The 24,960-nt window shown below is 57.1% G+C and carries 25 protein-coding genes and 1 tRNA gene; 8 read left to right on the forward strand and 18 right to left on the reverse strand.

Annotated elements, in window-relative coordinates:
* Positions 1-167 precede the first annotated feature (167 nt).
* The 3 genes from M8013_RS12355 to trmB are packed head-to-tail and all read right to left on the reverse strand — an operon-like array spanning position 168 to position 1,985.
* The gene (locus tag M8013_RS12355) at positions 168-887 is read right to left on the reverse strand and encodes a YggN family protein (RefSeq protein ID WP_271268104.1); all 720 of its coding nucleotides are present in this window, start codon (positions 885-887) and stop codon (positions 168-170) included.
* A 52-nt stretch (positions 888-939) separates the two neighbouring features.
* A complete protein-coding gene (locus M8013_RS12360; RefSeq protein WP_271268105.1) occupies positions 940-1,266 on the reverse strand; it encodes a YggL family protein in 327 nt (108 codons plus the stop codon).
* A complete protein-coding gene (gene trmB / locus M8013_RS12365) occupies positions 1,266-1,985 on the reverse strand; it encodes a tRNA (guanosine(46)-N7)-methyltransferase TrmB (protein ID WP_271268106.1) in 720 nt (239 codons plus the stop codon). The genes M8013_RS12360 and trmB overlap by 1 nt, the downstream gene beginning before the upstream one ends.
* Before the next feature lie 144 nt (positions 1,986-2,129).
* Between trmB and mutY the strand changes: the two genes are divergently transcribed.
* From mutY to M8013_RS12385, 4 genes are all read left to right on the forward strand, one after another.
* Entirely contained in the window at positions 2,130-3,182 is a 1,053-nt protein-coding gene (gene mutY, locus M8013_RS12370; protein ID WP_271268107.1) for an A/G-specific adenine glycosylase, read from the forward strand.
* Between the two features lie 26 nt (positions 3,183-3,208).
* The gene (locus M8013_RS12375; protein ID WP_271268108.1) at positions 3,209-3,481 is read left to right on the forward strand and encodes an oxidative damage protection protein; all 273 of its coding nucleotides are present in this window, start codon (positions 3,209-3,211) and stop codon (positions 3,479-3,481) included.
* A 124-nt stretch (positions 3,482-3,605) separates the two neighbouring features.
* Positions 3,606-4,685, forward strand: coding sequence for a membrane-bound lytic murein transglycosylase MltC (mltC, locus tag M8013_RS12380; RefSeq protein WP_271268109.1), 1,080 nt, complete (start codon positions 3,606-3,608; stop codon positions 4,683-4,685).
* Between the two features lie 225 nt (positions 4,686-4,910).
* On the forward strand, positions 4,911-6,167 hold the full coding sequence (locus M8013_RS12385) for a nucleoside permease (protein WP_271268110.1): 1,257 nt from the start codon (positions 4,911-4,913) through the stop codon (positions 6,165-6,167).
* Positions 6,168-6,206: 39 nt separating this feature from the next.
* Here the strand turns inward: M8013_RS12385 and M8013_RS12390 are convergent, their stop codons facing one another.
* Positions 6,207-8,342 (reverse strand): ornithine decarboxylase, encoded by a 2,136-nt coding sequence (locus M8013_RS12390; protein ID WP_271268111.1) that lies wholly within the window; start codon positions 8,340-8,342, stop codon positions 6,207-6,209.
* A 398-nt stretch (positions 8,343-8,740) separates the two neighbouring features.
* Between M8013_RS12390 and M8013_RS12395 the strand changes: the two genes are divergently transcribed.
* Together M8013_RS12395 and M8013_RS12400 are read left to right on the forward strand one after the other, a co-directional pair.
* A complete protein-coding gene (locus M8013_RS12395; protein ID WP_271268112.1) occupies positions 8,741-9,451 on the forward strand; it encodes a DUF554 domain-containing protein in 711 nt (236 codons plus the stop codon).
* A gap of 95 nt (positions 9,452-9,546) precedes the next feature.
* Positions 9,547-9,622 (forward strand) — tRNA-Phe (locus M8013_RS12400).
* Between the two features lie 62 nt (positions 9,623-9,684).
* Here M8013_RS12400 and M8013_RS12405 read toward each other — a convergent pair.
* From M8013_RS12405 to M8013_RS12425, 5 genes are all read right to left on the reverse strand, one after another.
* A complete protein-coding gene (locus M8013_RS12405; protein ID WP_271268113.1) occupies positions 9,685-11,025 on the reverse strand; it encodes a type II toxin-antitoxin system HipA family toxin in 1,341 nt (446 codons plus the stop codon).
* Positions 11,015-11,356, reverse strand: a complete 342-nt coding sequence (locus M8013_RS12410; RefSeq protein ID WP_271268114.1) for a helix-turn-helix domain-containing protein — start codon at positions 11,354-11,356, stop codon at positions 11,015-11,017. Before M8013_RS12410 ends, M8013_RS12405 begins: the two co-directional genes overlap by 11 nt.
* A gap of 118 nt (positions 11,357-11,474) precedes the next feature.
* Complete coding sequence (locus tag M8013_RS12415; protein ID WP_271268115.1) at positions 11,475-11,663, reverse strand: hypothetical protein; 189 nt, start codon at positions 11,661-11,663, stop codon at positions 11,475-11,477.
* Between the two features lie 57 nt (positions 11,664-11,720).
* Entirely contained in the window at positions 11,721-12,062 is a 342-nt protein-coding gene (locus M8013_RS12420) for a TehB family protein (protein ID WP_271268116.1), read from the reverse strand.
* A 102-nt stretch (positions 12,063-12,164) separates the two neighbouring features.
* Positions 12,165-13,004, reverse strand: coding sequence for an alpha/beta fold hydrolase (locus M8013_RS12425; protein ID WP_271268117.1), 840 nt, complete (start codon positions 13,002-13,004; stop codon positions 12,165-12,167).
* A 190-nt stretch (positions 13,005-13,194) separates the two neighbouring features.
* Here M8013_RS12425 and M8013_RS12430 point away from each other — a divergent pair, with 190 nt between their 5' ends.
* On the forward strand, positions 13,195-15,894 hold the full coding sequence (locus M8013_RS12430) for an autotransporter family protein (RefSeq protein WP_271268118.1): 2,700 nt from the start codon (positions 13,195-13,197) through the stop codon (positions 15,892-15,894).
* 116 nt (positions 15,895-16,010) lie between these two features.
* On the forward strand, positions 16,011-16,637 hold the full coding sequence (locus M8013_RS12435) for a DUF2238 domain-containing protein (protein ID WP_271268119.1): 627 nt from the start codon (positions 16,011-16,013) through the stop codon (positions 16,635-16,637).
* Between the two features lie 4 nt (positions 16,638-16,641).
* Here M8013_RS12435 and cobT read toward each other — a convergent pair whose 3' ends face one another.
* From cobT to M8013_RS12480, 9 genes are all read right to left on the reverse strand, one after another.
* On the reverse strand, positions 16,642-17,691 hold the full coding sequence (gene cobT, locus M8013_RS12440; protein ID WP_271268120.1) for a nicotinate-nucleotide--dimethylbenzimidazole phosphoribosyltransferase: 1,050 nt from the start codon (positions 17,689-17,691) through the stop codon (positions 16,642-16,644).
* A gap of 11 nt (positions 17,692-17,702) precedes the next feature.
* Complete coding sequence (cobC, locus tag M8013_RS12445) at positions 17,703-18,302, reverse strand: alpha-ribazole phosphatase (protein WP_271268121.1); 600 nt, start codon at positions 18,300-18,302, stop codon at positions 17,703-17,705.
* Between the two features lie 2 nt (positions 18,303-18,304).
* The gene (gene cobS / locus M8013_RS12450; protein WP_271268122.1) at positions 18,305-19,063 is read right to left on the reverse strand and encodes an adenosylcobinamide-GDP ribazoletransferase; all 759 of its coding nucleotides are present in this window, start codon (positions 19,061-19,063) and stop codon (positions 18,305-18,307) included.
* Entirely contained in the window at positions 19,060-19,605 is a 546-nt protein-coding gene (gene cobU, locus M8013_RS12455) for a bifunctional adenosylcobinamide kinase/adenosylcobinamide-phosphate guanylyltransferase (RefSeq protein WP_271268123.1), read from the reverse strand. The genes cobS and cobU overlap by 4 nt, the downstream gene beginning before the upstream one ends.
* Positions 19,602-21,125 (reverse strand): cobyric acid synthase, encoded by a 1,524-nt coding sequence (locus M8013_RS12460; RefSeq protein ID WP_271268124.1) that lies wholly within the window; start codon positions 21,123-21,125, stop codon positions 19,602-19,604. The genes cobU and M8013_RS12460 overlap by 4 nt, the downstream gene beginning before the upstream one ends.
* 66 nt (positions 21,126-21,191) lie before the next feature.
* Positions 21,192-22,169 carry an ABC transporter ATP-binding protein gene (locus M8013_RS12465; RefSeq protein WP_271268125.1) on the reverse strand — a complete coding sequence of 326 codons (978 nt, stop codon included), beginning with the start codon at positions 22,167-22,169 and terminating at the stop codon, positions 21,192-21,194.
* Positions 22,166-23,143 carry an ABC transporter ATP-binding protein gene (locus M8013_RS12470; protein WP_271268126.1) on the reverse strand — a complete coding sequence of 326 codons (978 nt, stop codon included), beginning with the start codon at positions 23,141-23,143 and terminating at the stop codon, positions 22,166-22,168. The genes M8013_RS12465 and M8013_RS12470 overlap by 4 nt, the downstream gene beginning before the upstream one ends.
* A complete protein-coding gene (locus M8013_RS12475) occupies positions 23,136-23,981 on the reverse strand; it encodes an ABC transporter permease (RefSeq protein ID WP_271268127.1) in 846 nt (281 codons plus the stop codon). The genes M8013_RS12470 and M8013_RS12475 overlap by 8 nt, the downstream gene beginning before the upstream one ends.
* A gap of 5 nt (positions 23,982-23,986) precedes the next feature.
* Positions 23,987-24,940, reverse strand: a complete 954-nt coding sequence (locus tag M8013_RS12480) for an ABC transporter permease (protein ID WP_271268128.1) — start codon at positions 24,938-24,940, stop codon at positions 23,987-23,989.
* Between the last annotated feature and the right edge of the window lie 20 nt (positions 24,941-24,960).

Here is a 24,960-nt window from a genome sequence, read left to right on the forward strand (position 1 = left end):
GTACGTAATGACATGGTATCTCTCGCATCCCACGGCATAAGCGACTCCATATACGGGTTCTTATGCCTTAGTTGTAAGTGTCTACCATGTCCCCGAACAAGCGTTCACTATGTCCCCAGTCTGTACATGGGGAGAGGGCCGGGGTGAGGGACCCCGACCGCACTAAACTACTTCAGCGTCCCGACCAGCCCTTTGCGGCTCTCTTCCAGCGATACCACGCGTTTGCACACGTCTTTGCCGAATGCCTGGAAGTCCGCTTCCTGGTTTTTCCACTCGTTCTGAATCGAGGTTTGCAGGCCGCCCAGGCTACCCAGCACACCCTGCAACGGGTTACCGCCGCCTTTCAGCACCGCTTTGGCACCCATTTCGTTGATGCTGTCCTGCAAAATGCCGCCCATCGCCTGGTTCACCAGCTGCTGTCCGTCGGCGCGAACCTGATCAATCGCCTGATAGTGGAACGTCAGGCCATCGGTGCGGCGCTCGATAATCCGGTTCATCTGCTCTTTGAGCTGCGCGTCCAGTTTGGTCAGGCGCGAGCGCATATTGCTGCTCTCCCCCACCTCTTTGGCGATGATTTTATCCAGCGCGACGCGGCCTTTTTCAACCCGGGTCAGTGCGCCTTCATTGATCCACGGCAGTGCGCTGCGCAGATCGGCTTGATAATCCTTTGCCTGCTCGCGCTGGGCAGCGCTCAGGGTGTACTGCTTGCCGTTAAACATGACGTTGCCATCCGGGGTAATCACCAGATTGCCGTTCTCGCCTTTTACCTGCACGGTTTGCGGGCTCAGAATCACATCGTCGCGCGGCGTGACTTCGCATTTGTATTCCGCGTGAGCCGTCAGAGCGGTGGTCATTAAAGCCGTCGCGAGCAGCGTTTTGCGCATCATAAAAACTCCCTCATACAAAACGGGCCAGCAATTGCTGGCCCCTGATGCTTTATTAGTCCCACCAAATGTCGAAAAGTTCGCTCACGCGCACCTCTTCGAATTTGTGGTCTTCCAGCCACTTACGCACGATAGCTTGCTGCTCTTCGGTACATTGACCGATTTCTTGCTTGCAGATCAAACCTTCCCACGCCAGATAGCCACCGCCGTCAAAGGCCAGTTTATTCGGCTCAATGACTTCATCGATGAAGGCATCAACGTCCTTATCGATCTGTTCTACACTGGTGCCTTCCGGGAAACGCCATGCGACGGAAAATCCAATTTCCTGGAATTCCTCGATGTGCATTTTCTTACGCAGACGACGGCTACGATTCTTTGCCATTATTTCACCCTCTCGAACATTAAGTCCCATACACCGTGACCAAGACGATGGCCACGCTGTTCAAATTTCGTCACCGGACGTGAGTCAGGACGCGGTACGTAGTCATTGCTTGCCGACTGGTTTTTATACCCGTCGAGCGCCGACATCACTTCCAGCATATGCTCCGCATACTGCTCCCAGTCGGTCGCCATGTGGAAAACACCACCCAGCTTCAGCTTGCTCTTTACCAGCTCGGCAAAGGGTGCCTGAACGATACGGCGTTTATTATGACGTGCTTTGTGCCATGGGTCAGGGAAAAAGAGCTGAACCATGTTCAGAGAATTGTCAGGGATCATCTTGTGCAGCACTTCTACCGCATCGTGACACATGACGCGCAGGTTCTCTACGCCCTCTTCATGCGCCGTCGCCAGGCAGGCGCCCACCCCCGGAGAGTGAACTTCAATACCGATAAAGTTCTGTTCAGGGCGCACCTTCGCCATCGTCACCAGCGAGGTGCCCATGCCGAAACCGATCTCCAGCGTGACAGGTGCGTCGCGGCCAAAAAGCTCAGCGAAATCGAGCGGCTGTTCGGTGAACTCAACGCCCATCACCGGCCAGTAGTTATCCAGCGCGTGTTGCTGCCCTTTAGTCAGACGGCCCTGACGGCGGACAAAGCTGCGAATACGGCGCAGTGGGCGGCCGTTTTCATCAAATTCCGGTGATATGACGTCGTTTTTCATAAAAGAGTTGTCTGCTTGTGAGAATGTTCGGGAAACGGGCATTATCCAAAGTTAAAGGTCGGATGCAAGCATGGGAAAGATCCGGTTTACAGCCGAATGCCTCTGTGCTGCAATCTGCGTCCCTGATATCGCGAAGCGAAGACCATGCAAGCCTCTCAATTTTCAGCCCAGGTGCTGGACTGGTACGACAAATACGGGCGTAAAACCCTGCCCTGGCAAATTGAAAAAACGCCGTACAAAGTATGGCTCTCTGAGGTGATGTTGCAACAAACGCAGGTCGCGACCGTTATTCCGTACTTTGAGCGCTTTATGGCGCGTTTCCCAACGGTCAGTGATTTAGCCAACGCCCCGCTCGATGAGGTACTGCACCTGTGGACCGGGCTCGGCTATTACGCCCGCGCGCGCAATCTGCATAAAGCCGCGCAGCAGGTGGTCAGCCAACATAACGGTACCTTCCCGGAAACCTTCGAAGAGGTTGCCGACCTACCGGGCGTCGGGCGCTCGACCGCCGGGGCGATTCTCTCTCTTTCGCTGGGCAAGCACTTCCCTATTCTCGACGGCAACGTGAAACGCGTGCTGGCCCGCTGTTCGGCCGTGAGCGGCTGGCCAGGTAAGAAGGACGTTGAAAAGCGTTTATGGGAAATCAGCGAAGCGGTCACGCCTGCCAAAGGCGTGGAACGCTTTAACCAGGCGATGATGGATTTAGGGGCGATGGTCTGCACCCGATCCAAACCCAAATGCGAGCTTTGCCCGCTGAATACTCTCTGCGTGGCCTACGCCAATCACAGCTGGGCGCAGTATCCGGGTAAAAAGCCAAAGCAGACGTTACCGGAACGTACCGGCTATTTTCTGCTGATGCAGCACGACGAGACGGTGTTCCTTGCGCAGCGTCCCCCGAGTGGCCTGTGGGGAAGCTTGTTCTGTTTTCCGCAATTTGAAGATGAGGCCAGCCTGCGGGACTGGCTGGCGCAACGCGGTATCAGCGGCGATACTCTCAGGCAGTTAACCGCGTTCCGCCACACTTTTAGCCACTTCCACCTGGATATCGTGCCAATGTGGCTTCCCGTGTCCTCATTCACCGCGTGCATGGATGAAGGCAACGCTCTCTGGTATAACTTAGCGCAACCGCCGTCAGTGGGACTGGCGGCACCTGTAGAGCGCCTGTTACAGCAATTACGTGTCGGAGCAACGGTTTAGCTCCGGGGCGACAAAGAGGAATGAGTATGGCCAGAACAATTTTTTGTACCTACCTGCAACGCGACGCGGATGGTCAGGATTTCCAGCTTTATCCGGGCGATCTGGGTAAGCGCATCTATAACGAGATCTCTAAGGAAGCGTGGGCACAGTGGCAGAAAAAGCAAACCATGCTGATTAACGAGCAGAAGCTCAATATGATGAATGTTGAACACCGCAAACTGCTTGAGCAGCAGATGGTCGATTTCCTGTTTGAAGGGAAAGACGTGCACATCGAAGGCTACACGCCGCCAGAAAAATAATACTCTACGGGCTGATGCCCGGCGGCGCTACGCTTGCACGGGCCTACGGCTTGTAGGCCGGGTAAGCGTAGCGCCACCCGGCGAAAGCAGCAGCAAAACAAACACAACACGCACACCCGGAATGATGAAAAAATTTTTAGCGCTGGCTCTTGTTGCACCGTTACTTGTTTCGTGTTCTTCCAATAAAAAAGTCGATAGCTATAACGACGCCTGGGTGAAGGACACTAACGGTTTTGACATTCTGATGGGGCAGTTTGCCCATAACATCGAAAACATCTGGGGATTTAACGAAGTCCTGATTGCAGGTCCAAAGGACTACGTTAAGTACACCGACGCTTATCAGACCCGCAGCCACATCAACTTTGATGATGGCACCATCACCGTCGAAACCATTGCCGGCACCGATCCCACCGCGCGTTTACGCCAGGCGATCGTTAAAACCCTGCTGATGGGCGACGATCCGGGCTCTATCGACCTCTATTCCGACGTCGACGACATTACCATCTCCAAAGAGCCGTACCTGTACGGTCAGGTGGTGGATCAAACCGGCCAGGCCATTCGCTGGGAAGGTCGCGCCAACACCTTTGCTGATTATCTGCTGCAAACGCGCCTGAAAAGCCGCAGTAACGGCCTGCGCATTATCTACAGCGTCACCATCAACCTGGTGCCGAATCACCTCGACAAACGTGCACATAAATACGTGGGGATGGTCCGCCAGGCGTCACGCAAATACGGCGTCGATGAGTCGCTGATCCTGGCGATTATGCAGACCGAGTCGTCGTTTAACCCGTATGCCGTGAGCCGCTCCGATGCGCTGGGCCTGATGCAGGTTGTCCAGCACAGTGCCGGCAAAGATGTGTTCCGCTCGCAGGGGCGTTCCGGCACACCGAGCCGTAACTATCTGTTCGATCCCGCCAGCAACATTGATACTGGCACCGCGTATCTGGCGATGCTGAACAACGTCTACCTGGGTGGCATTGATAACCCAACCTCGCGCCGTTATGCGGTGATCACCGCCTATAACGGTGGCGCGGGCAGCGTGCTGCGGGTCTTCTCCAGCGACAAAATAAAAGCGGCCAGCATCATCAACAGCATGACCCCAGGGGATGTTTACCAGACCCTGACAACCCGTCACCCGGCAGCGGAATCACGCCGCTATCTGTACAAGGTCAACACGGCGCAGAAGAACTACCGTCGTAAGTAATCCCCTTCGTTTCACCCTCTCCTGCGGGAGAGGGTGCTTGCACCCGCACGCCATCCATACGAAATTGTTATTTGCATCACAATCCAGACTGCAAATTAATAAGGATTGCATTTTTTTGCGGGAGGTAACAAAACATCACGCCACTCGCTGATAGAATTGCATCAAATACCGTAGACAAATGTTTTTAATTCAACACACAGCCCGCTCTCTTGTGAGGATAGTTACATGAACCTTAAGCTGCAGCTTAAAATCTTATCGTTTCTGCAGTTCTGCCTATGGGGGAGCTGGCTAACCACGCTTGGCTCCTACATGTTTGTCACGCTCAAGTTCGATGGCGCATCTATTGGTGCGGTCTATAGTTCTTTGGGTATCGCCGCCGTCTTTATGCCGACGTTACTCGGGATCGTGGCGGATAAGTGGATCAGCGCAAAATGGGTGTACGCCCTTTGCCACCTGGTCGGGGCAGGTACGCTGTTTATGGCAGCCGAGGTCACCACGCCTGGGGCGATGTTTATGGTTATCCTGCTTAACTCGCTGGCCTATATGCCAACGCTGGGCCTGATAAACACCATCTCCTACTATCGCCTGAAAGAAGCCGGAATGGATATCGTTAACGATTTCCCCCCAATCCGTATCTGGGGCACCATCGGCTTTATTATGGCGATGTGGGCTGTGAGCTTCTCCGGCTTTGAACTGAGCCATATGCAGCTGTACATCGGTGCGGTGCTGTCCGTGGTGCTGGCCCTGTTCACCCTGACTCTGCCGCATATCCCGGTCTCAAATCAACAGAAAAACCAGAGCTGGAGCAGCATGCTCGGCCTGGATGCATTCGCGTTGTTTAAAAACAAACGCATGGCGATCTTCTTTATCTTCTCCATGCTGTTGGGTGCAGAACTGCAGATCACCAACATGTTCGGCAACACCTTCCTGCACAGCTTCGATAACGACCCGCTGTTCTCCGGCAGCTTTATCGTTGAACACGCCTCGGTGATGATGTCGATTTCGCAGATCTCTGAAACGCTGTTTATCCTGACCATTCCGTTCTTCCTGAGCCGCTACGGCATCAAGAACGTCATGATGATCAGTATCTTCGCGTGGATGTTGCGCTTCGGTCTGTTCGCTTACGGTGACCCTTCAGCGTTCGGTACCGTGCTGCTGGTGCTGTCGATGATTGTCTACGGCTGTGCTTTCGACTTCTTCAACATCTCCGGTTCGGTGTTTGTCGAAAAAGAAGTGCGTCCGGAAATCCGCGCCAGTGCCCAGGGTATGTTCCTGATGATGACCAACGGCTTCGGCTGTATTCTTGGCGGGATCGTGAGCGGAAAAGTGGTTGAGATGTACACCACCAACGGCATCACTAACTGGCAGCCAGTGTGGTTGATCTTTGCAGGTTACTCGCTGGTTCTGGCCTTTGCGTTCATGGTGCTGTTCAAGTACAAACATGTTCGTACGCCAACTGCTACACAGCCTATCGCACATTAATCGCATTAACGTCCCCCTCCTGTCGGAGGGGGAATTCTTTTACTTCAGTACATATCCGTACAAGCGCTTGATCCCGTCCGCATCCTTCTCGCTATAGACGCCCTGCAACTCCGGTGAAAACCCCGGCAACAGGTTGACGCCCTCTTCCAGCGCCAGGAAGTAGCGTTGCACCGCCCCGCCCCACAGCTCGCCCGGCACGACGCACAGAACGCCCGGTGGATAAGGCAGCGCGCCTTCAGCGGCAATGCGCCCTTCAGCTTCGCTGATGCGCACCAGCTCGACGTTACCGCGAATAAAGGCCTGGTTGGCATCCTGCGGGTTCATCGCCACCGCGGGCAGGCTCTCCTGGCGGAACATCGCTTTTTGCAGATCTTTGACGTCAAAGCTGACGTACAGATCGTGCATCTCCTGGCAAAGCTGACGAATCGTGTAGTCCCGGTAGCGCACCGGGTATTTCTTCCAGATGGTCGGCAGAACGTCCGCAAGCGGGGTGTCGTCTTCGATGTGCTGTTCAAACTGACCGAGTATCGCCACCAGCTGCGCCATCTTCTCTGCACTCTCTGCCGGGGTCAGCAGGAACAGAATGGAGTTGAGATCGCACTTCTCCGGCACAATGCCCTTCTCGCGCAGGTAGTGCGCCAGAATGGTCGCCGGAATACCAAACTCGGTGTATTCCCCACTCTCGGCATCGATCCCCGGCGTGGTCAGCAGCAGCTTGCACGGGTCAACAAAATACTGATCCCGAGCATAGCCTTCAAACCCATGCCATTTCGCTCCCGGCTCAAAGCTGAAGAAACGCAGCTCGCGGGCAATAGTCTCAGTAGCATGATCCTGCCACGGACGCCCGGCCACCACCGGCGGGATAAACGGCTGAATCATCTTACAGTTAGCGATAATCGCCTTGCGCGCTTCAATGCCGAGCGCCACACACTCTGCCCACAGCCGACGTCCGCTCTCCCCTTCGTGGATTTTGGCGTTAACGTCCAGCGAGGCAAACAGCGGGTAAAACGGGCTGGTTGAGGCGTGCAGCATAAACGCATTATTGAGACGCTTATGCGGGCAAAAACGCGCCTGACCGCGAAGATGGTTATCCTTTTTATGGATCTGCGAGGTTTGCGAGAACCCGGCCTGCTGTTTGTGCACCGATTGAGTGACAAAGATCCCCGGATCGTTCTCATTAAGTTCCAGCAGCAGCGGTGAGGTGTCTGCCATCATCGGGATAAACTGCTCGTAACCCACCCATGCGGAGTCAAACAGGATGTAGTCGCACAGCTGGCCAATCTTGTCGATCACCTGGCGGGCGTTATAAATCGTGCCGTCATAGGTGCCAAGCTGGATCACCGCCAGGCGGAACGGGCGCGCTTCATCGGCCTTTTTCGGGGCTACCTCGCGGATCTGTTGGCGCAGGTATGCTTCATCAAAGCAGCGATCGTCGATGCCGCCAATAAAGCCAAACGGATTACGCGCCGCTTCAAGATACACCGGCGTGGCCCCGGCCTGGATTAGCGCCCCATGGTGGTTGGATTTGTGGTTGTTGCGGTCGAACAGCACCAGATCGCCACGGGTCAGCAGCGCATTGGTCACCACCTTGTTGGCGGCGGACGTGCCGTTCAGGACAAAATAGGTTTTGTCGGCGTTAAACACCTTCGCCGCGAACTTTTGCGCGTGCTTGGCAGAGCCTTCGTGGATCAGCAGATCGCCGAGCTTTACATCGGCGTTGCACATATCGGCCCGAAAGAGATTCTCACCGAAGAACTCGAAGAACTGACGGCCTGCGGGATGCTTTTTAAAGAAAGCCCCGTGCTGATGCCCCGGACAGGCAAAAGTGCTGTTGTCCATCGCCACGTACTGGCTCAGGGTGTCGAAAAACGGCGGCAGCAGATTCTCTTCATAGCGACAGGCGGCCGATTCCAGCTCAAGCCACTCCTGCGCTTTACCGTTGATCGTCGCGTCAACGCCAGCGGGCGCCTCTACTGGCTCTTCTGAGAACATAAAAACAGGGAGCTGAAAGCCCGTACGTTTCAGTAAGGCGAGGATGCCGCTGTAACTCTCAGCGACGGTAATGACGACTGCCGCCACGTCCGTAAAATCGGTGTTATCCAGCGTCACCACTTCGCGGTGCGTAGACAAGGCGGATGCCAGCTCGCGGCTGACGGCAATTTTCATTGATTTCATAAGCGCAAATACCCGTGCAAGGCGAGAAAAGCCCCGGACAGGAAATCTTCCCTGCCCAATGAATGTGTCTGACCGGAGTTCAGCTCCGACCGCCAGACATCAGTAAAAGCAGAACGCGTCTGGTTTTACTGATGTCCTGCAGTGAGCCTGCGTTACCCTCACCGCACGGTGAGCGTAGACCAGGAAGCGTCGATACGTTCGGGCAATTGCGCAGCAATAAAGACGTTGTTCATTGGCGGCCCCGTATCTGAGAGGAGAAAATTCGCGCAATAATGTCACTTTTCGCCAGAGGGCGCAAGACGCGAACATTATGCAAAAAAAGCGTTTTAGCATCGCTATCGCACGCGGATAAGCGCAATAATAATGCAATATCAGTGAGTAAATAACAGGAGTTTATCTTGGTTATTGGACCCTTTATCAATGCAAGCGCCGTTCTGCTGGGCGGTGTCCTTGGCGCGGTACTCAGCCAGCGTCTACCGGAGCGTATTCGCACTTCCATGCCCTCAATTTTTGGCCTGGCCTCGCTTGGGATCGGTATTCTGCTGGTGATTAAATGCGCCAACCTGCCAGTGATGGTGCTGGCTACGCTTGTCGGCGCGCTGATTGGCGAGTTCTGTTATCTGGAAAAAGGCATCAACAGTACCGTCGGCAAAGCCAAAAACCTGCTCTCACGAGGCCAGGGGAAAGGCGGCTCGCACGACACATTTATCCAGAGCTACGTGGCGATCATTATTCTGTTCTGTGCCAGCGGCACCGGGATTTTTGGCTCTATGCAGGAGGGAATGACCGGCGACCCCAGCATCCTGATCGCCAAATCGTTTCTCGATTTCTTTACTGCCACTATCTTTGCCACCACCTTAGGGGTTGCTGTGGCGGCGATTTGCGTGCCGATGCTGGTTATCCAGCTGACGCTGGCCACCTGCGCCGCGCTGATTTTACCGCTCACCACCCCGGCGATGATGGCAGACTTCACTGCCGTCGGCGGCCTGCTGCTGCTGGCCACCGGGCTTAGGATCTGCGGAATCAAGATGTTTGCGGTGGTGAACATGCTGCCCGCGCTGGTTATCGCGATGCCGCTCTCCGCCCTGTGGACAGCCTTTTTTGCCTGAGAAAGCAGCAAGCTGGCGACAGAGTGTGCGCTTAGTAGCGAATTCAGCAATTTTCGTTGACGACGCGGAGCGGATCGGTTTTAATGCGCCCCGTTGCCCGGATAGCTCAGTCGGTAGAGCAGGGGATTGAAAATCCCCGTGTCCTTGGTTCGATTCCGAGTCCGGGCACCACTATTTAGAAGAACCAGCCTACGGGCTGGTTTTTTGCTTTCTGGGGTTTGGTGAACTTTCGGTTAACAGATCCCTGACTCATCTCCCCCCAGATCGCGAGCATGCAAAAATGCGGAACTGACCGCATCAATATCGTTTCCGGCCACGCCATGCTCCTCAAAATGATTTCGCCATTCCCTGACTACCCGCCAGATACGGTCAATTTCCGCAATCGCATCCCCCCGGTTTAAACCAAAACGCTCACACCACGAGAGCGCATTAACCAGCGTGGCTTCTTTACCAAATGCGCCAACGCCAAGGTGCAGACGACGATGGTGGGAATGAACGGGGCGAGGAACGACATCGTATAAGGGGCTAATACGCCATTCGAGATTGACAGCATGTTGAGGTTCTTGTGCCCCTCTGACAGGTGTTTGCTCTGGTGATTCCATCAGGATAAAGCCGTGATTGCGTAAATGGTCATCATCGTTGTTGACCAAAATATTGAAGACCATCCGGCGGTAAAGTTCTTTCAAATCATCAGCGAGGCTGGCCGCAGCAAGGTGGCGGCGCATGACATCTGCGAGATCAGCATAACTGCTTTCTATCGATGCCATTTCATGGATGTTCATCAATGTCAGTGCCGACACAAAATGGCGTCGCCCTGTGGTCTCCCCTGCCCCCACACGGTCAAAACGCTTAATCAGCATCGCGAAATGTCCCGTACCGATCTCTTCGAGGCGCGTCTCAGGGACATCAAGCCCCGCCGCATGTGCAAGCCTTAAGGCTGCATGTTCAATTGCCGGATAACAAAAACCCCGATCGCTACGGGAAGAGAACTTCGCCAGCCAGTGACTGCCATCTTCTATCAGGACAGTCGCTTTAGGGCGCATTCCACCCATGCTGGACCCGGCATCAAATATCCCATGAAGATTTGCAGGTAACGGCAATCCATTCTCAATCCTCTCGGCTGCCTCGAACAGATAACCTAGTGATTTGATATCTGTTGAAGCCCCTAATGCTCTTGCGGATTCACCATCGGGAGTGATATCCAATGCCCCGGTTCGGTTTGGCCCTGCTTCAAGCAGATAAACTGACTCCGGTAAAGCGTTCGCCGGCGCCCGTTTTTTAGCTTCAATGACGCGGCGGCCCCATGCATCAGGCGCGGCATCACGGATCCCACCAAACAGCGCAGACTCTTGCGCAAACAACGCCTGCCCGGCCACCCGCTGTCCTTGTAGCATCCCCAGCCCAACGGGATCGATTTCAAGTGCCCCATTGCGTTTCAGGTACTTCAAGCCATAGACAAAACGCGATGCCCGAAGCGCAATGCCTTCTTCCTGCATCTGCAATTTACCGGCAGGAACAGACTGAGTTGCTCCCGGCAAAAACGCATGCACCATTAGCGTCTGTTCAGAAGTCATAGTCTTCCAGTTCCTGCTTACTTAACGGTCTTGCACGGCGGGGACGGTTCGCGGACTCTAGAGCATCAACCACGTTATCTTTCCTGGTCAACACATCTGCCAGCGTTGCGCCTGGGCGAATGACGTCGAGATAGCGCAGGATCTGGCCGATGGCAATGCCTGCATCGCCGTTTTCAATGCGGCTTACCGTGTTACGGCTGAGATTCGCCCGTACAGCAACCTCTGCCTGCAGCATTTTGCGGGCAATTCTACTTTGCGCCAGCGTTCGGCCCAATGTGGCTAGCTGGAGAAGTTGTTCTGAAGAGAGAAGTTCCTGCTGCGTTCGCTTCATCGCGCACCTTAAAACACTCAATAAGATATTTAAGCTATATTTTAGGTGCGCGTGAGCAAATTTCAACCTGTTCCTGATGACCGTCAGGATTGCTGACGAAAACGATCATAAATGCTTTTTAAAGCGGGCTTTTACTCTCAAGGGCACCAACGACTGTCAGCATCTCAGCGTTCATCACCGGGCAAAACTGCACATCGCAGGACAGGTATTCCTGATATTCAGCTACGTGCAGCAGGGCCTGTTCACAACAAGATTCCCTCTCACCGTAGTCGACCTTCGTTGAAAACTGCGTAAAGAAATTCATCATAAGGCGTTCCCACCGTCTGAACAGGCTCCCCCATTGAAGAATAAGGGAGCCATGGGTTTAGGCTTTTTTCGCGCTGTACACTTCATCGCCCGAGAACGTTGGTTCAGCCCAGAAATTGATATTGAACTGCGCGTCGTCGGTAATCTCAATACGATGCCAGTACTGCGGCGGACTGGTCGCAAAGTTTCCTGCGTTAATCACCACTTTCACTTCCGGCTCTGTCGCTTCTTCATTCGCGAAACCGTAGTAGGTCACCGTTCCTTCCATCACGCACAGCTGACCAAAAATACCGGCGGCGGTATTGTGATGGCTCAGCAGCGCGGCAGGGACGTTGTCTTTGGTAAAGAAAGGGGTTGAACGTTTGATGGTCCAGTTTTTAGGAATTCTGAGATGGCTCATGATGGTCTCCGGCTCTAAACATGTATTTAAAATACATCTTTAATTTTGACCCGTAAAGCAGTTTTGATAATAAATCTCATTACCATCTTTAAGCCGTTTTCCTTAGCAGCCAGGCAGCCCCTTCGCCAGTAGCTGTGGCCACACTGCCGCCCAGTCCGAGCCGTGTGCAATTCCCTCCAGGGTCTCAACCTGAACGCATCGCCCGCCAACGGCTTGCTGAAAACGCCGGGCAACCGCAGATGGCACGGTGTTATCCTCCCCGCCGCTGTAGTGAATCTGCGGCAGCGCGCGAAGTGCCGAAGCCCTGTCGATGGCGCTGAGCGCCGCAGGCATGGGGGTAACACGGTGAATCTCATTCACATACGCCACGTCGAGACTGCCCGCCACGGTGCGCAGCGAGCGCACATCGTCGCGCGTTGCTGCCAGCAGCGCGGCAATATTCCCGCCACCCGAATAGCCAACCAGATCGACCTTCACCCCCGGATATCGCTGCACAACCTGATTGAGCGCCGCGTTCATCGTCTCAACCACCGCAGGCGAGAAACGCTCGCTCGTCCACATGTTAACGCTGCACGAGGACGGTAACGGCGGCCCGATAAACTGGCACGGCCGGGCGAGATACAGCACATTTTCACCATTATCCGCTGCGGCAAGCGCCAGGCCGACAGGGTTACGCGGGGTGGGGTTATCGGAGGGCTGGGTACGGCTTTTCCAGGCAAAACCGTCGCCCTCAATATAGACGCGGAGTAAATGCACCGGGGGGGTTATTCGCTGCCAGGCGGCAATCGGAAAAGACGGCGTATCAATTTTTTCACTGATCAGACCACCCTGTGCAGCGATCGCCCTTCCCTCGCGATAAGGATCATGCGAAACACAGCCAGAGAATAATAAAGATAAACTAATCAATAGCGTTCCCTGCAAAATGTGAGGATATATCTTCATAACCGCTACCAGCCTTAAATCAAATCGTAAACACTACAAAAATTAAGGGTTTGTTTCAGCAAGCAATAATTAAGTAACTCTTATTGTTTTTAGCAACCAATTGTATATTCTTCGCGCGAAGATATCGGATTAATCCGAAGAAAATCACACCTGCTATTTGCACAACTCTCGCAACGTTATGACGGACACCATGGAAAAGAAACGACTTAGCCAGCTTATTTCCCTGCTGCTAGCCTCAACGGCAGCGCAGTCTTACGCAGCCACAGACATGATCATCGACTCCCCGGTCAGCAACGTTCAGATTGCTAACGCAACGGATTGGGTACATATCACCGGGCAGGGCTCGATTACCGGCAGACCTGCCCCGGCGTTATCGGTTAATCATGGCGTCACCGTCAACACTCTGACCAACGATGGAGTCATCAGTAATACTGATACATTCCTGCTGTTTACCAGCAACAATACGGTTCAGATTGATGGCACGGTCGACACGTTTAATAACAACGGAACCATTACCAATAATAATCAATATCAATCTGGCCATGTCGTGGCGTTGAACGCCTCCGGCGTGGTGAATAATTTCACCAACAGCGGCACCCTTCAGGCGAGTTCAACCTATTTCTACGGCGCCTCGGGGATTTATAACCAGGGCACGATGACGTCGCTCATCAATGATGGTGAGATAAATGGCGGCGGGTATGGCGTGTATAACTCGGGTGCCATCGACAGCCTTGAAAATAATGGCCAGATAACCGCCACAGAGACTGCAATCTACAGCAACAGCAATAATGGCAGCACCGTCGGTACTATCGTTAATAACGGTGTGCTCAACGGTGGCTGGAGTGGTATTTATCTGTGGAACTACAATAACCAGGGTCCGTCCACGCACATCGTAAACAACGGTCTGTTAACCGGCGGGAGCTTTGCCCTGTTTGTTAACAGCAACTCCAGCGAGGCGGTGACGATCACCAACGCCGGTGTTATCCGCGGGGATATTTATTCCACCAGCGATATGCCGTTCGTTATTAACGGCGGCACCACCACGCAGGGTACGCTGACCGGCCTCAATGACGCGACAGGCACCCTCACCAGTTCCAACGTGGTATTCGGCACCGGCTCACTGCTGTTGAACGATAACGTCAATACCGCAGGCGGCATGATCATGAACCTGGCTTCGCTGAATATGGGTGAGCCGGTGAACATGACAACCGGTACTGTGGTGAACGAAGCGGCTTCATTGCAGGTCAACAACAACATCACGATTACCGGCGATTACCATCAGAAAGCGGCCGCCACGCTGATTTCTGGCGTAGCCGATCTGACTACCGCCAACGGCGATGTGCTGACCGATAGCGGTTATGGCCGGCTGAACGTCACCGGCAATGCTACCGTCGATGCAGGCTCCAGCATTAACCTGCTGCGCACCGGCAGTAGCTACAAGTTTGCTGAAGGCCAGCGCTATGTGGTGATCGCTGCCGCAGGTAGCGACACCCACTACAACGCCGAGAGCCTGAACTACAAAGCCGTGGGCTACGACGGTGAGGTGAAAGGTTCTGTCTACGATGAAGCGGAAAGCAAGGCGCTGGTATTAACCCTGACCACCGCGCCGGTTATCCCTGAGCCTCAGCCTGAGCCGCAGCCAGAAGTGACTCCACCAGTCATGACACCACCCGATGTCACGACCCCGATTGTCACGGAGCCAACGCAGCCTGCGCCAGCGGATCCAACGCCTGCCCAGCCTGGCAAACGCAACTGGGCAACCATTCCGAGCGCCACGGCGGCACTGGGTGGTCTGGCGAGCTACACCGGCATTTCTTCCCCGCAGCTGCTGGATCTGTACAACGCCTCACTGGCCGTTGAAGGTCAATCCGAAGCGAACCGCGCAGGCGAACAGCTCTCCACCAGCCAGAACCTGAACGCCAGCTCGGCGGCAACCGTTGCCACCTCTACCGCGCAGGCCGTGGTGGGTGCTCACATCGATGCCGTACGTAATCCTCAAGCCGCAGGCACCAGCGGTGTGGCAACCGGCGACGACTACGCCAGCAACTGGATCGTCTGGGGCCAGCCGTTTGGCGGCTATGCCCGTCAGGACAGCAGCGATCAGGTCAGTGGTTACACCGCTAAGTTTGGCGGCCTGATCATCGGTGCCGACCGTGCGCTGGGCGATGACTGGCGTCTGGGTGCCGCAGTGAACTACAGCAACACCTCGGTTCACGGCAAAGACAACCTGAGCGGCAATACCTCCACCGCCGATAACTACGGCGTGATTGGTTACGCAGGCTACACCGGCGATCCGTGGTACCTGAACCTCTCGGCAGGTCTGAACCGTCAGAACTACAGCTCCGTGCGTCGCGCTGATTTCACTGGCTTCTCCGGGGCAGCACACGGCAAGTTCAACGGACAGTCGGTGACCCTGCAAACCGAGTTCGGCTATCCGTTCACACTGCCAGCAGACGTGGTTCTGACGCCGCTGGCCGCGCTGACTTACGGTTATCAGCATGTTGATGGCTACAACGAAACCGGCGGCAACGGTATGGCGCTGGATGTTGGCAGCACGCACGCCCAGTCGGTCGTCAGCGATATCGGTGCCCGCATCGAGAAAACCTTCGCCACTGGCCTGGGTAGCCTGACGCCGTTCGCCCAGGTCTCGTGGATCCACCAGTACGACAACCGCCAGGTCAGCAGCCATGCGACCTACGCCGCGGACGCCGTCGGTGAAACCCGCTTTATCACCAAAGGCGCCTCGCCGGTTAAAGATATGGCTGGTCTGGCGATCGGCAGCACGCTGTACGATGCGAACGAGCTGAGCGTCGACGCGCGCTACGATCTGCAGGCAGGCGAGCGCTATCAGGCGCACACCTTCAGTCTGCGCTTACGCAAGTCGTTCTAATCATTAATGACGCTAAACGGGGCCGCACAGGGACCCGTTTTTTTCCTTCTCGACAAAGGATTGTCTTTTTCACCTGCCAGGGCGATAGTGCTCATTTTCCTGCTAAGTAAAATGACATGACTCACTCTCTTGCCTTAAAAGGCGGCGCGCTGCTTCTGCTGCTGGGACTGATTTATACCGGCCTCTACACCGCAGACCGTATCACCTGGCTGATGGAAGTCACGCCGGTGGTCATTATCGTGCCCCTGCTGCTCGCCACCCAACAGCGCTACCCGCTGACGCCCCTGCTCTACACTTTGATTTTCTGGCACGCGATCGTTCTGATGGTCGGCGGCATGTACACCTATGCCAAAGTGCCGGTCGGTTTTGAGGTGCAGGAGATGTTTAATCTGAGCCGCAACCCGTACGACAAGCTGGGTCACTTCTTCCAGGGGCTGGTGCCCGCGCTGGCTGCCCGGGAGATCCTGGTCCGCGGCGGCTACGTTAACGGCCGCAAAATGACCGCCTTCCTGGTGTGCTGTATTGCGCTGGCGATCAGTGCCACCTATGAGCTGATCGAGTGGTGGGCAGCGCTGGCGATGGGGCAAGGCGCGGACGATTTTCTCGGCACTCAGGGCGATCCGTGGGATACCCAGTCCGACATGTTCTGCGCCCTGCTTGGCGCGCTCACCACAGTGCTGATCCTCGGGCCATGGCATCAGCGCCAGCTGGCACGCCTCAGCCAGGCCAGAATCTCAGGCTGATACCCTACGCCTGCAAACTAATCCCGCTTTCCGCCAGCACACCCATCTCGCAGTACATGGCGCAGGCGGCGCTGATAATCGACATCGCCAGCGCCGCCCCGCTCCCCTCGCCGAGACGCAAATCAAGATACAGATACGGGGTTAAGTTGAGGTGCTCCAGCGCGCGCCGGGAGCCTTTTTCCGCCGAGAAGTGCGACGGAATGCAGTACTGCTTCACCTCGGGTGCAATCTGGCAGGCAGCTATCGCCGCGGCATAGGAGAGAAAACCGTCCAGCACCACCGGCAATCCGCACGCGCCCGCGCCGAGGATCACCCCGGTCATTCCCACCAGATCGTACCCGCCCACTTTTGCCAGCACGTCGATGGCATCCGTAGGATCGGGCTGGTTAACCTCAATGGCCTGGCGGACCACCGCCTCTTTATGCTGCAGGCGCTCCGCAGGCAGGTTTGCGCCTATCCCCACCACCTCATGCGCATCGCAGCCGGTCAGCACACTGATGATCGCCGAGGCGGGCGTGGTGTTGGCCATCCCCAGCTCGCCGGTGCCAAATACCGCAATGCCCTCTGCCGCCCGTTGCTGCACCAGCCGCGCGCTGCACAGCAGTAACAGCTCGGCATCGGCACGCGACATCGCTGGGCCCCGGGTGATATTGCCGCTCCCGCGCCCCACCTTCAGGGTCAGCATCGCCTCTATCGGTTCGCAGTCGATGCCAATATCCACCGGTAGCACCGAAGTGTGGTTACTTTTCGCCAGCACGCAGACGCCGGAGGTGCCTTTTTGCATATTCAGCGCCTGCAGATGCGTTACCTGCTGTGGGCTGATAGCCACGCCCTCTTGATACACGCCGTGGTCGGCGCACATCACGATAATCTCTTTTTGCAGATTTTCCAGCGTTGTCAGCCCGGGCATCCCCGCCAGCTGCACGGCCAGCGCTTCCAGCCGTCCGAGGCTGTTTAACGGTTTTACCAGGCCATTAATATATTGAACGGCCTCGGCCTGCTTGTTCTCATCCAGTGGCCTGATGGCCGCCACCAGTTGCGCGATGGTTTGCATGTTCGTTGTTCTCATTCATCTGACCGAAAAGGGCTTCGGTCGTTAAAGGCGCGTAACACCATAAATCCGTCACGATTTTCCACCATCGTGTAAGCATCCTGCTTAAACGGAAAATGCCATAAAGACGCGGTCGGCATACCCAACCAGCGCGTCAGCAGCAGGCTAAGAACCCCCTGGTGCGCCACAATCAACATGTCGCCCGGTTCCTGACGCAGCGATAATTCATCAGCCACCGCCCTCACCCGTTCGGCAAAGCGGGGAAACGCCTCGCCATCACCCGGCGTGGCGTTTTGCCAGTCATCCACCCAGAGCTGCCAGGCGTCAGGCTCCTCTGCGGCAATGCTGCTGAAGTGGCGCATCTCCCAGCGACCAAAATCCATTTCATTGAGCCGCGGATCGCGCTCTGCAAGAGGCACAATCAGCTGCGCGGTATGCTGCGCGCGCTGCAGCTGGCTTGTGAGCGCAGCGCTAAACGACACCTGTGCCAGTAAACCGGCGACCCGCGTGCTCTGCTCAACCCCCAGCGGCGTCAGGGGAACATCAGTACTGCCGTAGAACAGACCGCTTTCATTGGCGGCGGTTTGTCCGTGACGAACCAGAAAAATGCGCATCTTCAGACCCACAATAAAGCCACCAGAAACACCATCTCGGCACTTTCTGCCAGCGCCCCCAGCGTATCGCCGGTTTGTCCACCCAGCCGGCGACGCAGATAGTGCACCAGACCATATATTACCCCGTAGGTGACCAGAATGGCCGCCAGCCCGTGCAGTCCGCCGACAAGCCCTACGGCGATCGCCCCACCCAGCAAGGTCATCGCCGTTTCGCGAAAACTGACCTGGCCGATATACAGACTGCCCATCCCTTCCCCCTCGCGAGCGTAACGTTGGCCATACATGCCCAGCACCAGCGTCGCACGCCCGGCAACCGGGGCGCAAACCAGCAGCGCGAACCACTCTCTGACCGGAAGATGCGCCAGGCCGATGACGGCGAAGACTTTGATAAGAATGGCGAACACCAGCGCCAGGCCACCAAAGGTCCCCAGTCGGCTGTCCTTCATGATCTCCAGCATCCGCTCCCGGCTGCGGGCGGAGAAAACTCCGTCACAGGTGTCAGCCAGCCCGTCGAGATGAAACCCGCCGGTCAGCAGCACCAGCGCCAGCACGTAAGCAGCTGCACCCACATAAATGCCCCCGCCGGTCTGACTCACCACCAGCGCCACCAGGGCGGCAAGCGTGCCAATAATGGCGCCAATCAGCACAAACCACGGCACACCCCGGGCGAGGTTGCGAAATTCCACGCCGTCGGCCCATTTTTCCGGCACCGGGATACGGCTCATCAGGCGCAGCGTGGCCCACAACAGGCTTAATCTCATTTAATTTTGACTCCTATCCCTGATACCACCAGCCAGACTTCCTCTGCCACCTGAGCCAGGCGCTGGTTCGCCCGGCCCGCAATATCGACAAAATGGCGCGCCAGCCGGTTTTCCGGGGTGATACTCATCCCCAGCTCGTTAGTGACGATGTACACCGGCACCCCGCTCTGCTGGCAGGCGTCGATCAGCCCGTCGATCTGCTGGTGCAAAAACGCTTCCAGCGGCGCAAAATCCAGCGTATCGGGATCGGCCCCGCCCGATTCGTCGTACAGCAGATTCGCCAGCAGAGTGGTGATGCACTCCAGGATCACCGCCTCCCCCGGCTGCACCTGCGCCAGGATCAGCGGCCCGAGATCGCGATACGCCTCGAGGGTGCGCCAGTGCGCAGGCCGCTGGGCGCGATGGCGGGCAATACGCGCCGCCATCTCATCGTCGGTAAGGGTCGAGGTGGCAATGTACAGCACCTGCGAATACTGCCGGGCGACCAGCCCCTCGACGTGGGCGCTTTTACCGCTGCGCGCCCCGCCGGTCACTAAAATCATTCCGTTAACTCCTGATGCTCGCGCATGATCTGATAGATTTTTTGTATATCGATGTGCTGCCGCAGGGTCTGCGCCAGGGTATCAAACTGCTGCGCTTTGTACGCGGCGTAATCGGATGTCACTACCCGCGGAGGCAGCCCTTTACGCGCCCGCAGGCCATCCACCAGCGCACGGGTAAAGGCGTCGCTGTCGAACAGGCCGTGCAGATAGGTCCCCCACACCTGCCCGTCGTCGCTCACCGCGCCGTCGGCAATATGCTCGTTCTCTTTTTGCAGCCACAGGGCCGGTTGCGCCCCCTCGCCGAGCACGGTTTGCCCCATGTGGATTTCGTAACCAGAGAGCGGGATCCCGGCCAGCGCCGCCAGCCAGCCGGGGAGCGACGCCGCCATGCAGGCGTTCACCTGGGTGGTGGTTTTGTGGCGGGCAAAGCGGGTGGTGGTGTTCAGAAGCCCGAGGCCCGGCATGCGACCGAGGCCGGATTCCACCTCATCAATCAGGGTCTCGCCCAGCATCTGATAGCCGCCGCAGATCCCGAGCAGCGGCACGCCGTCCCGGTGACGGATCAGCAGCGCGTGCGCCATCGCGCTCTCGCGCAGCCAGGTCAGATCGCTGAGGGTATTTTTACTGCCGGGCAGGATTATGAGGTCGGCACCGTCCAGTTCCTGCGGCTGGCTGACGTAGCGCACCCGCACGTCCGGCTGCGCCGACAGGGCGTTGAAATCGGTGAAGTTGGCAATGTGCGGCAGATGCACCACCGCGATGTCAACATCACGCGCAGGCTGGCGCAGGCGGTTCTCGCGCTGCAAGGCAACCCCGTCCTCCTCGTCCAGATCGAGTGTCAGCCACGGCATGACGCCGAGCACCGGCACGCCGGTGAGCGCCTCAATCTGTTCTAATCCGGAGGCAAGCAGCGACACGTCGCCGCGAAATTTATTGATGATCACCCCTTTGACCCGCCAGCGCTCGTGCGTCTGCAGCAGGGCCAGGGTGCCGTAGATCGCCGCAAACACCCCGCCGCGATCGATATCCGCCACCAGGATCACCGGGCATTCGGCGAGCTCCGCCATCCCCATATTGGCGATATCCCGATCGCGCAGGTTGATCTCGGCCGGGCTGCCGGCCCCTTCCAGCACCAGCACCTCATAGTCCTGCGCCAGGCTGCGGTAGACTCCGGCAACCTGTTCGCGCAGGCGCGGTTTAAAATCGTGGTATTGGGCCGCATCCATCGCGTTTGCGACCTCGCCCATCAACACCACCTGCGCCTGGCTGACGTTAGTGGGTTTGAGCAAAATGGGGTTCATCCGCACGTCCGGGGCGATCCCGGCGGCTTCGGCCTGCATGATTTGCGCCCGGCCCATCTCTTTGCCATCCGGGGTGATCCCGGAGTTAAGGGCCATGTTTTGCGCCTTAAACGGGGCGGTGCGCCAGCCATCCTGATAAAAAATGCGGCACAAGCCCGCCGCCAGCACGCTTTTGCCCACATCGGAGGCGGTGCCCTGCAGCATAATTGCCAGCGTCATGGCGACTCCTGTAATCATTCACTATACGAATTGAATGTTAAGGCTTTCTCGCCGCCAGGAACATCCTCACACCTTAAATAACCAACACGCCGCGAAATGGCCGGGGGCAATCTCCTCCATCGCCGGCTCTTCGCGCCGACATACCGGCATCACGTGCGGGCAGCGGCTGCAAAATTTACAGCCCGGCAGCACCGAGGTCGGGCCCGGGATCTCCCCGCGCAGCGTCGCCTGTTCCAGATTACGGATCCGCGGGTCCGGCTGCGGTACCGCGGCCAGCAGCGCTCGGGTGTAAGGGTGCGCCGGGTGCTGATACAGCGCATTCGCCGGAGCCACTTCTACCAGCTTGCCGAGGTACATCACCCCGATCCGCGTCGAAATGTGGCGCACCATCGACAGATCGTGGGCGATAAACAGATAGGTCAGCCCCAGCTCCTGCTGGAGATCCTGCAGAATGTTCACCACCTGCGCCTGCACCGACACGTCCAGCGCCGACAGCGGCTCATCGCACAGCACAAACTCCGGGCGCACCGACAGCGCCCGGGCAATGCTGATCCGCTGGCGCTGGCCGCCGCTAAACTCGTGCGGGTAACGCTGCAAGTGTTCCTGTCTGAGCCCCACTTTATAGAGCAGGGTTTCAGCACGCTCCCGCTGCTCCTCGCGGCTGTAGCCGTGGATCTGCATTGGCTCCGCCACCAGCTGCTGCACGGTCATCCCCGGATTGAGCGACGACCAGGGATCCTGGAAAATCGCCTGCATGCGCTTACGCAGCGGCTTGAGCTGTTTTTCGTTAGCCTGGGCGATCGCCTGCCCGGCAAAATAGATCTCGCCCGAGGTGATATCAAACAGGCGCAGAATGGCGCGCCCGAGAGTAGATTTGCCGCAGCCGGACTCGCCCACCAGGCCAAAGGTCTCCCCCGGCTGGATATCAAAACTGACGCCATCCACGGCTTTTACCGCCACGCCTTTGCGCAGCAGGCCGCCGTTTAGGCTGTAGTGTTTTCGCAGATCCCGCACGCTCACCAGCGGGGCATTGTGTTCGCTCATACCTGAACTCCCTTATCCTCTAACAGCCAGCATGCGGCACGATGCCCTGCGCCCTGGCTGTAAAACGCCGGACGGCGGGCGCACTGCGGCATCCGCTGCGGGCAACGTTCGGCAAACGGGCAGCCAGGCGGCGGATTCAGCAACCCCGGCGGCGATCCTTCGATGGGCGACAGGCGATGGCTGACCTGCTCTGGGTGCGGTAACGACGCCAGCAAACCCTGGGTATACGGATGCTGAGGTCGGTAAAAAATGTCCTCCACGCTGCCCTCTTCCATCACCAGCCCGCCGTACATCACCACCACCCGGCTGCACACCTGCGCGACAACCCCCAGATCGTGGGTAATCAGCAGGATTGCGGTGTGGGTCTTCTGCTGCAGACTTTTGAGCAGGCGCAGGATCTGCGCCTGAATGGTGACATCCAGCGCGGTTGTCGGCTCGTCGGCAATCAGCAGTTGAGGGTCGCAGGAAAGTGCAATGGCGATCATCACCCGCTGGCGCATCCCGCCGCTGAACTCGTGCGGGTACTGATCGTAGCGCCGCGCCGCCTCGGCGATCCCGACCTGCTCGAGCATGCCGATACTGGCGGCCTTAGCCGCTTTTTTGCTTAAGCCTTTATTGCGGACCAGGATCTCCGTCATCTGCTTGCCGATGGTCAGCACCGGGTTGAGCGCGGTCATCGGATCCTGAAAAATCATCGCAATCTGGTTCCCACGGATGGCTCGCATCTGCTGCGGGGTTTTCTGCGCCAGGTCGTCATCATTAAAGCGGATCTGGCCGCCAGTGATGCGCCCGTTACTGCCCAGCAGCTGGATGATCGACTTGCAGGTGACGCTTTTGCCGCAGCCGGATTCACCCACAATCCCCACCAGCTCGCCAGCCTGCACGTTGAAGCTCACTCCGCGTACCGCATGGACATCGCCATCGTGTGTACGGAAGGTGGTTTGCAGGTTATCAAGTTCGAGTAAGTTACTCATTACGGTTCGCTCCCGGCTCAAAGGCGCTGCGGAAGACGTCGCCGAGCACGTTAAAACTGAATACCGTCAGCAGGATCAGAATGCCGGGGAACATCGCCAGCCACGAGGCCTCGCCAATATACGACTGGGCGTTATTGAGCATACTGCCCCACGAAGCGGCAGGCGCTTGTACACCCAACCCGAGGAAGCTGAGCGTCGATTCCATCAGGATCGCCGAGGCAATATTCAGCGTGGCGGCGACGATAATGGTCGGCAGCACCCCGGGAATAATGTGACGCACGATGATCCGCAGGGGATGCGCGCCCGAGGCGCGGGCATAGAGCACATACTCGCGCTCTTTCACCGACAGGGTTTCGGCACGCACCAGTCGGGACATGCTCATCCACGTCAGCAGACTGATGATCATGATGATGTTATCCACCCCCGGCTTGAGGTACGCGTTTAGCACCAGCAGCAGGAAGAAGGCCGGGATCGCCATCAGGATATCCACTGCGCGCATCATCAGGTTATCCAGCCAGCCGCCGAAGTAGCCGCTGACCGTCCCGACGACGGTGCCAATCAGGGTGGAAAAGACCATCGCCAGCCCGCCCACCATCAGCGAAATCTGCCCGCCGTACAGGGCCCGGGTGAAGTAATCCCGACCATACTCATCGGTGCCGAACCAGTGCGCACCGTCGGGTGGCAGGGTGCGCGCCCCGAGCGACATCTGATCCGGATCGTACGGACTTAAGCCGGCGCACAGCGCAGCGGCGAGGAAAATAAACAGAATAAATAACGAAAATTGCGCCGGACGATTGCGGCGAAACTGGTGACCAACCTGTTGCCAGCGTCTGCTCATCCGGGTTACCTCAGGGTACGTATGCGGGGATCGGCGAAGCGATACAGCAGGTCGGCGATCAGGTTACCGACGATCAGCATCAGCGACGAAAGCATGATGATCGCCATAATCAGCGGGTAGTCCAGTGAGGTGATCGACTGGATCCCCAGCAGCCCCATCCCCGGCCACGAGAAGACGCTCTCGGTGACGTAGGCACCCACCACCAGCTCGCCAAACGACAGGCCAAACAGGGTGATCACCGGCAGCAGCACATTTTTCAGCACATGACGGAACAGGATGCTGGTGCGCGTCGCGCCATAGGCCAGCTGGGTTTGCACGTAATCGGCCGAGAGCTGAGAAATGGTATTCGAGCGGATATAGCGCACGTAGCTGGAGAGGTTATAGAAGGTCAGCGCGATGCACGGCAGCACACCATGGCGCACCACGTCCAGCCAGTTATCCTCCATGCCGATGGTGCGCATTCCCATGCTGGGGAACCAGTTGAGCTGCACGGCAAAGACGGTGATCAACAGGATCCCGAACCAGAAGATCGGCACCGAAATGCCAATATAGGCAAACACATTCAACAGATGATCCAGCCAACGGTGCTTAAACGCGCCCGCCAGCAGACCCAGCGGAATAGCGAATACAATCGCCATCAGCAGCGAGGCACCCATTAAGCCCAATGTCGCCGGAATGCGCTCGGCAATCATCGTCAGCACCGGGCGGTGATAGATCAGCGAATAACCGAGATCGCCCTGCAGAACATTTTTCAGCCACAGAAAATATTGCGTAACCAGCGGTTTATCCAGCCCCAGGCTCTGGCGGATCCGCTCGATATCCTCGGGGGCCATGCGCGGAGTGATGTACGCTGCCACCGGATCGCCGGGGGCGAGTTTGACCAGCAAAAACGCCACCAGCGAGATAAAGAACAGCATCGGTATCAGTTGCAGCAACCGACGCATCAGTAATGAGTTCACGACTTGCCCTTACACGACTT

Source organism: Silvania confinis (assembly GCF_025564085.1).
Taxonomy (GTDB): Bacteria; Pseudomonadota; Gammaproteobacteria; order Enterobacterales; family Enterobacteriaceae; genus Enterobacter; species Enterobacter confinis.

Bases quoted from the DNA above. Each gene is read 5' to 3' on its own strand.
- cobT (WP_271268120.1), bottom strand. From the start codon at position 17,691: ATGCAAACCATCGCGCAACTGGTGGCGGCCATCAGGCCACTGGATGAG.
- M8013_RS12420 (WP_271268116.1), bottom strand. From the start codon at position 12,062: ATGAGCCATCTCAGAATTCCTAAAAACTGGACCATCAAACGTTCAACC.
- M8013_RS12430 (WP_271268118.1), top strand. From the start codon at position 13,195: ATGGAAAAGAAACGACTTAGCCAGCTTATTTCCCTGCTGCTAGCCTCA.
- M8013_RS12375 (WP_271268108.1), top strand. From the start codon at position 3,209: ATGGCCAGAACAATTTTTTGTACCTACCTGCAACGCGACGCGGATGGT.
- M8013_RS12415 (WP_271268115.1), bottom strand. From the start codon at position 11,663: ATGATGAATTTCTTTACGCAGTTTTCAACGAAGGTCGACTACGGTGAG.
- trmB (WP_271268106.1), bottom strand. From the start codon at position 1,985: ATGAAAAACGACGTCATATCACCGGAATTTGATGAAAACGGCCGCCCA.
- M8013_RS12460 (WP_271268124.1), bottom strand. From the start codon at position 21,125: ATGACGCTGGCAATTATGCTGCAGGGCACCGCCTCCGATGTGGGCAAA.
- M8013_RS12435 (WP_271268119.1), top strand. From the start codon at position 16,011: ATGACTCACTCTCTTGCCTTAAAAGGCGGCGCGCTGCTTCTGCTGCTG.
- M8013_RS12385 (WP_271268110.1), top strand. From the start codon at position 4,911: ATGAACCTTAAGCTGCAGCTTAAAATCTTATCGTTTCTGCAGTTCTGC.
- M8013_RS12465 (WP_271268125.1), bottom strand. From the start codon at position 22,169: ATGAGCGAACACAATGCCCCGCTGGTGAGCGTGCGGGATCTGCGAAAA.
- mltC (WP_271268109.1), top strand. From the start codon at position 3,606: ATGAAAAAATTTTTAGCGCTGGCTCTTGTTGCACCGTTACTTGTTTCG.
- cobC (WP_271268121.1), bottom strand. From the start codon at position 18,302: ATGCGCATTTTTCTGGTTCGTCACGGACAAACCGCCGCCAATGAAAGC.
- M8013_RS12360 (WP_271268105.1), bottom strand. From the start codon at position 1,266: ATGGCAAAGAATCGTAGCCGTCGTCTGCGTAAGAAAATGCACATCGAG.
- cobS (WP_271268122.1), bottom strand. From the start codon at position 19,063: ATGAGATTAAGCCTGTTGTGGGCCACGCTGCGCCTGATGAGCCGTATC.
- M8013_RS12475 (WP_271268127.1), bottom strand. From the start codon at position 23,981: ATGAGCAGACGCTGGCAACAGGTTGGTCACCAGTTTCGCCGCAATCGT.
- M8013_RS12470 (WP_271268126.1), bottom strand. From the start codon at position 23,143: ATGAGTAACTTACTCGAACTTGATAACCTGCAAACCACCTTCCGTACA.
- M8013_RS12410 (WP_271268114.1), bottom strand. From the start codon at position 11,356: ATGAAGCGAACGCAGCAGGAACTTCTCTCTTCAGAACAACTTCTCCAG.
- M8013_RS12355 (WP_271268104.1), bottom strand. From the start codon at position 887: ATGATGCGCAAAACGCTGCTCGCGACGGCTTTAATGACCACCGCTCTG.
- mutY (WP_271268107.1), top strand. From the start codon at position 2,130: ATGCAAGCCTCTCAATTTTCAGCCCAGGTGCTGGACTGGTACGACAAA.
- M8013_RS12425 (WP_271268117.1), bottom strand. From the start codon at position 13,004: ATGAAGATATATCCTCACATTTTGCAGGGAACGCTATTGATTAGTTTA.
- cobU (WP_271268123.1), bottom strand. From the start codon at position 19,605: ATGATTTTAGTGACCGGCGGGGCGCGCAGCGGTAAAAGCGCCCACGTC.
- M8013_RS12390 (WP_271268111.1), bottom strand. From the start codon at position 8,342: ATGAAATCAATGAAAATTGCCGTCAGCCGCGAGCTGGCATCCGCCTTG.
- M8013_RS12405 (WP_271268113.1), bottom strand. From the start codon at position 11,025: ATGACTTCTGAACAGACGCTAATGGTGCATGCGTTTTTGCCGGGAGCA.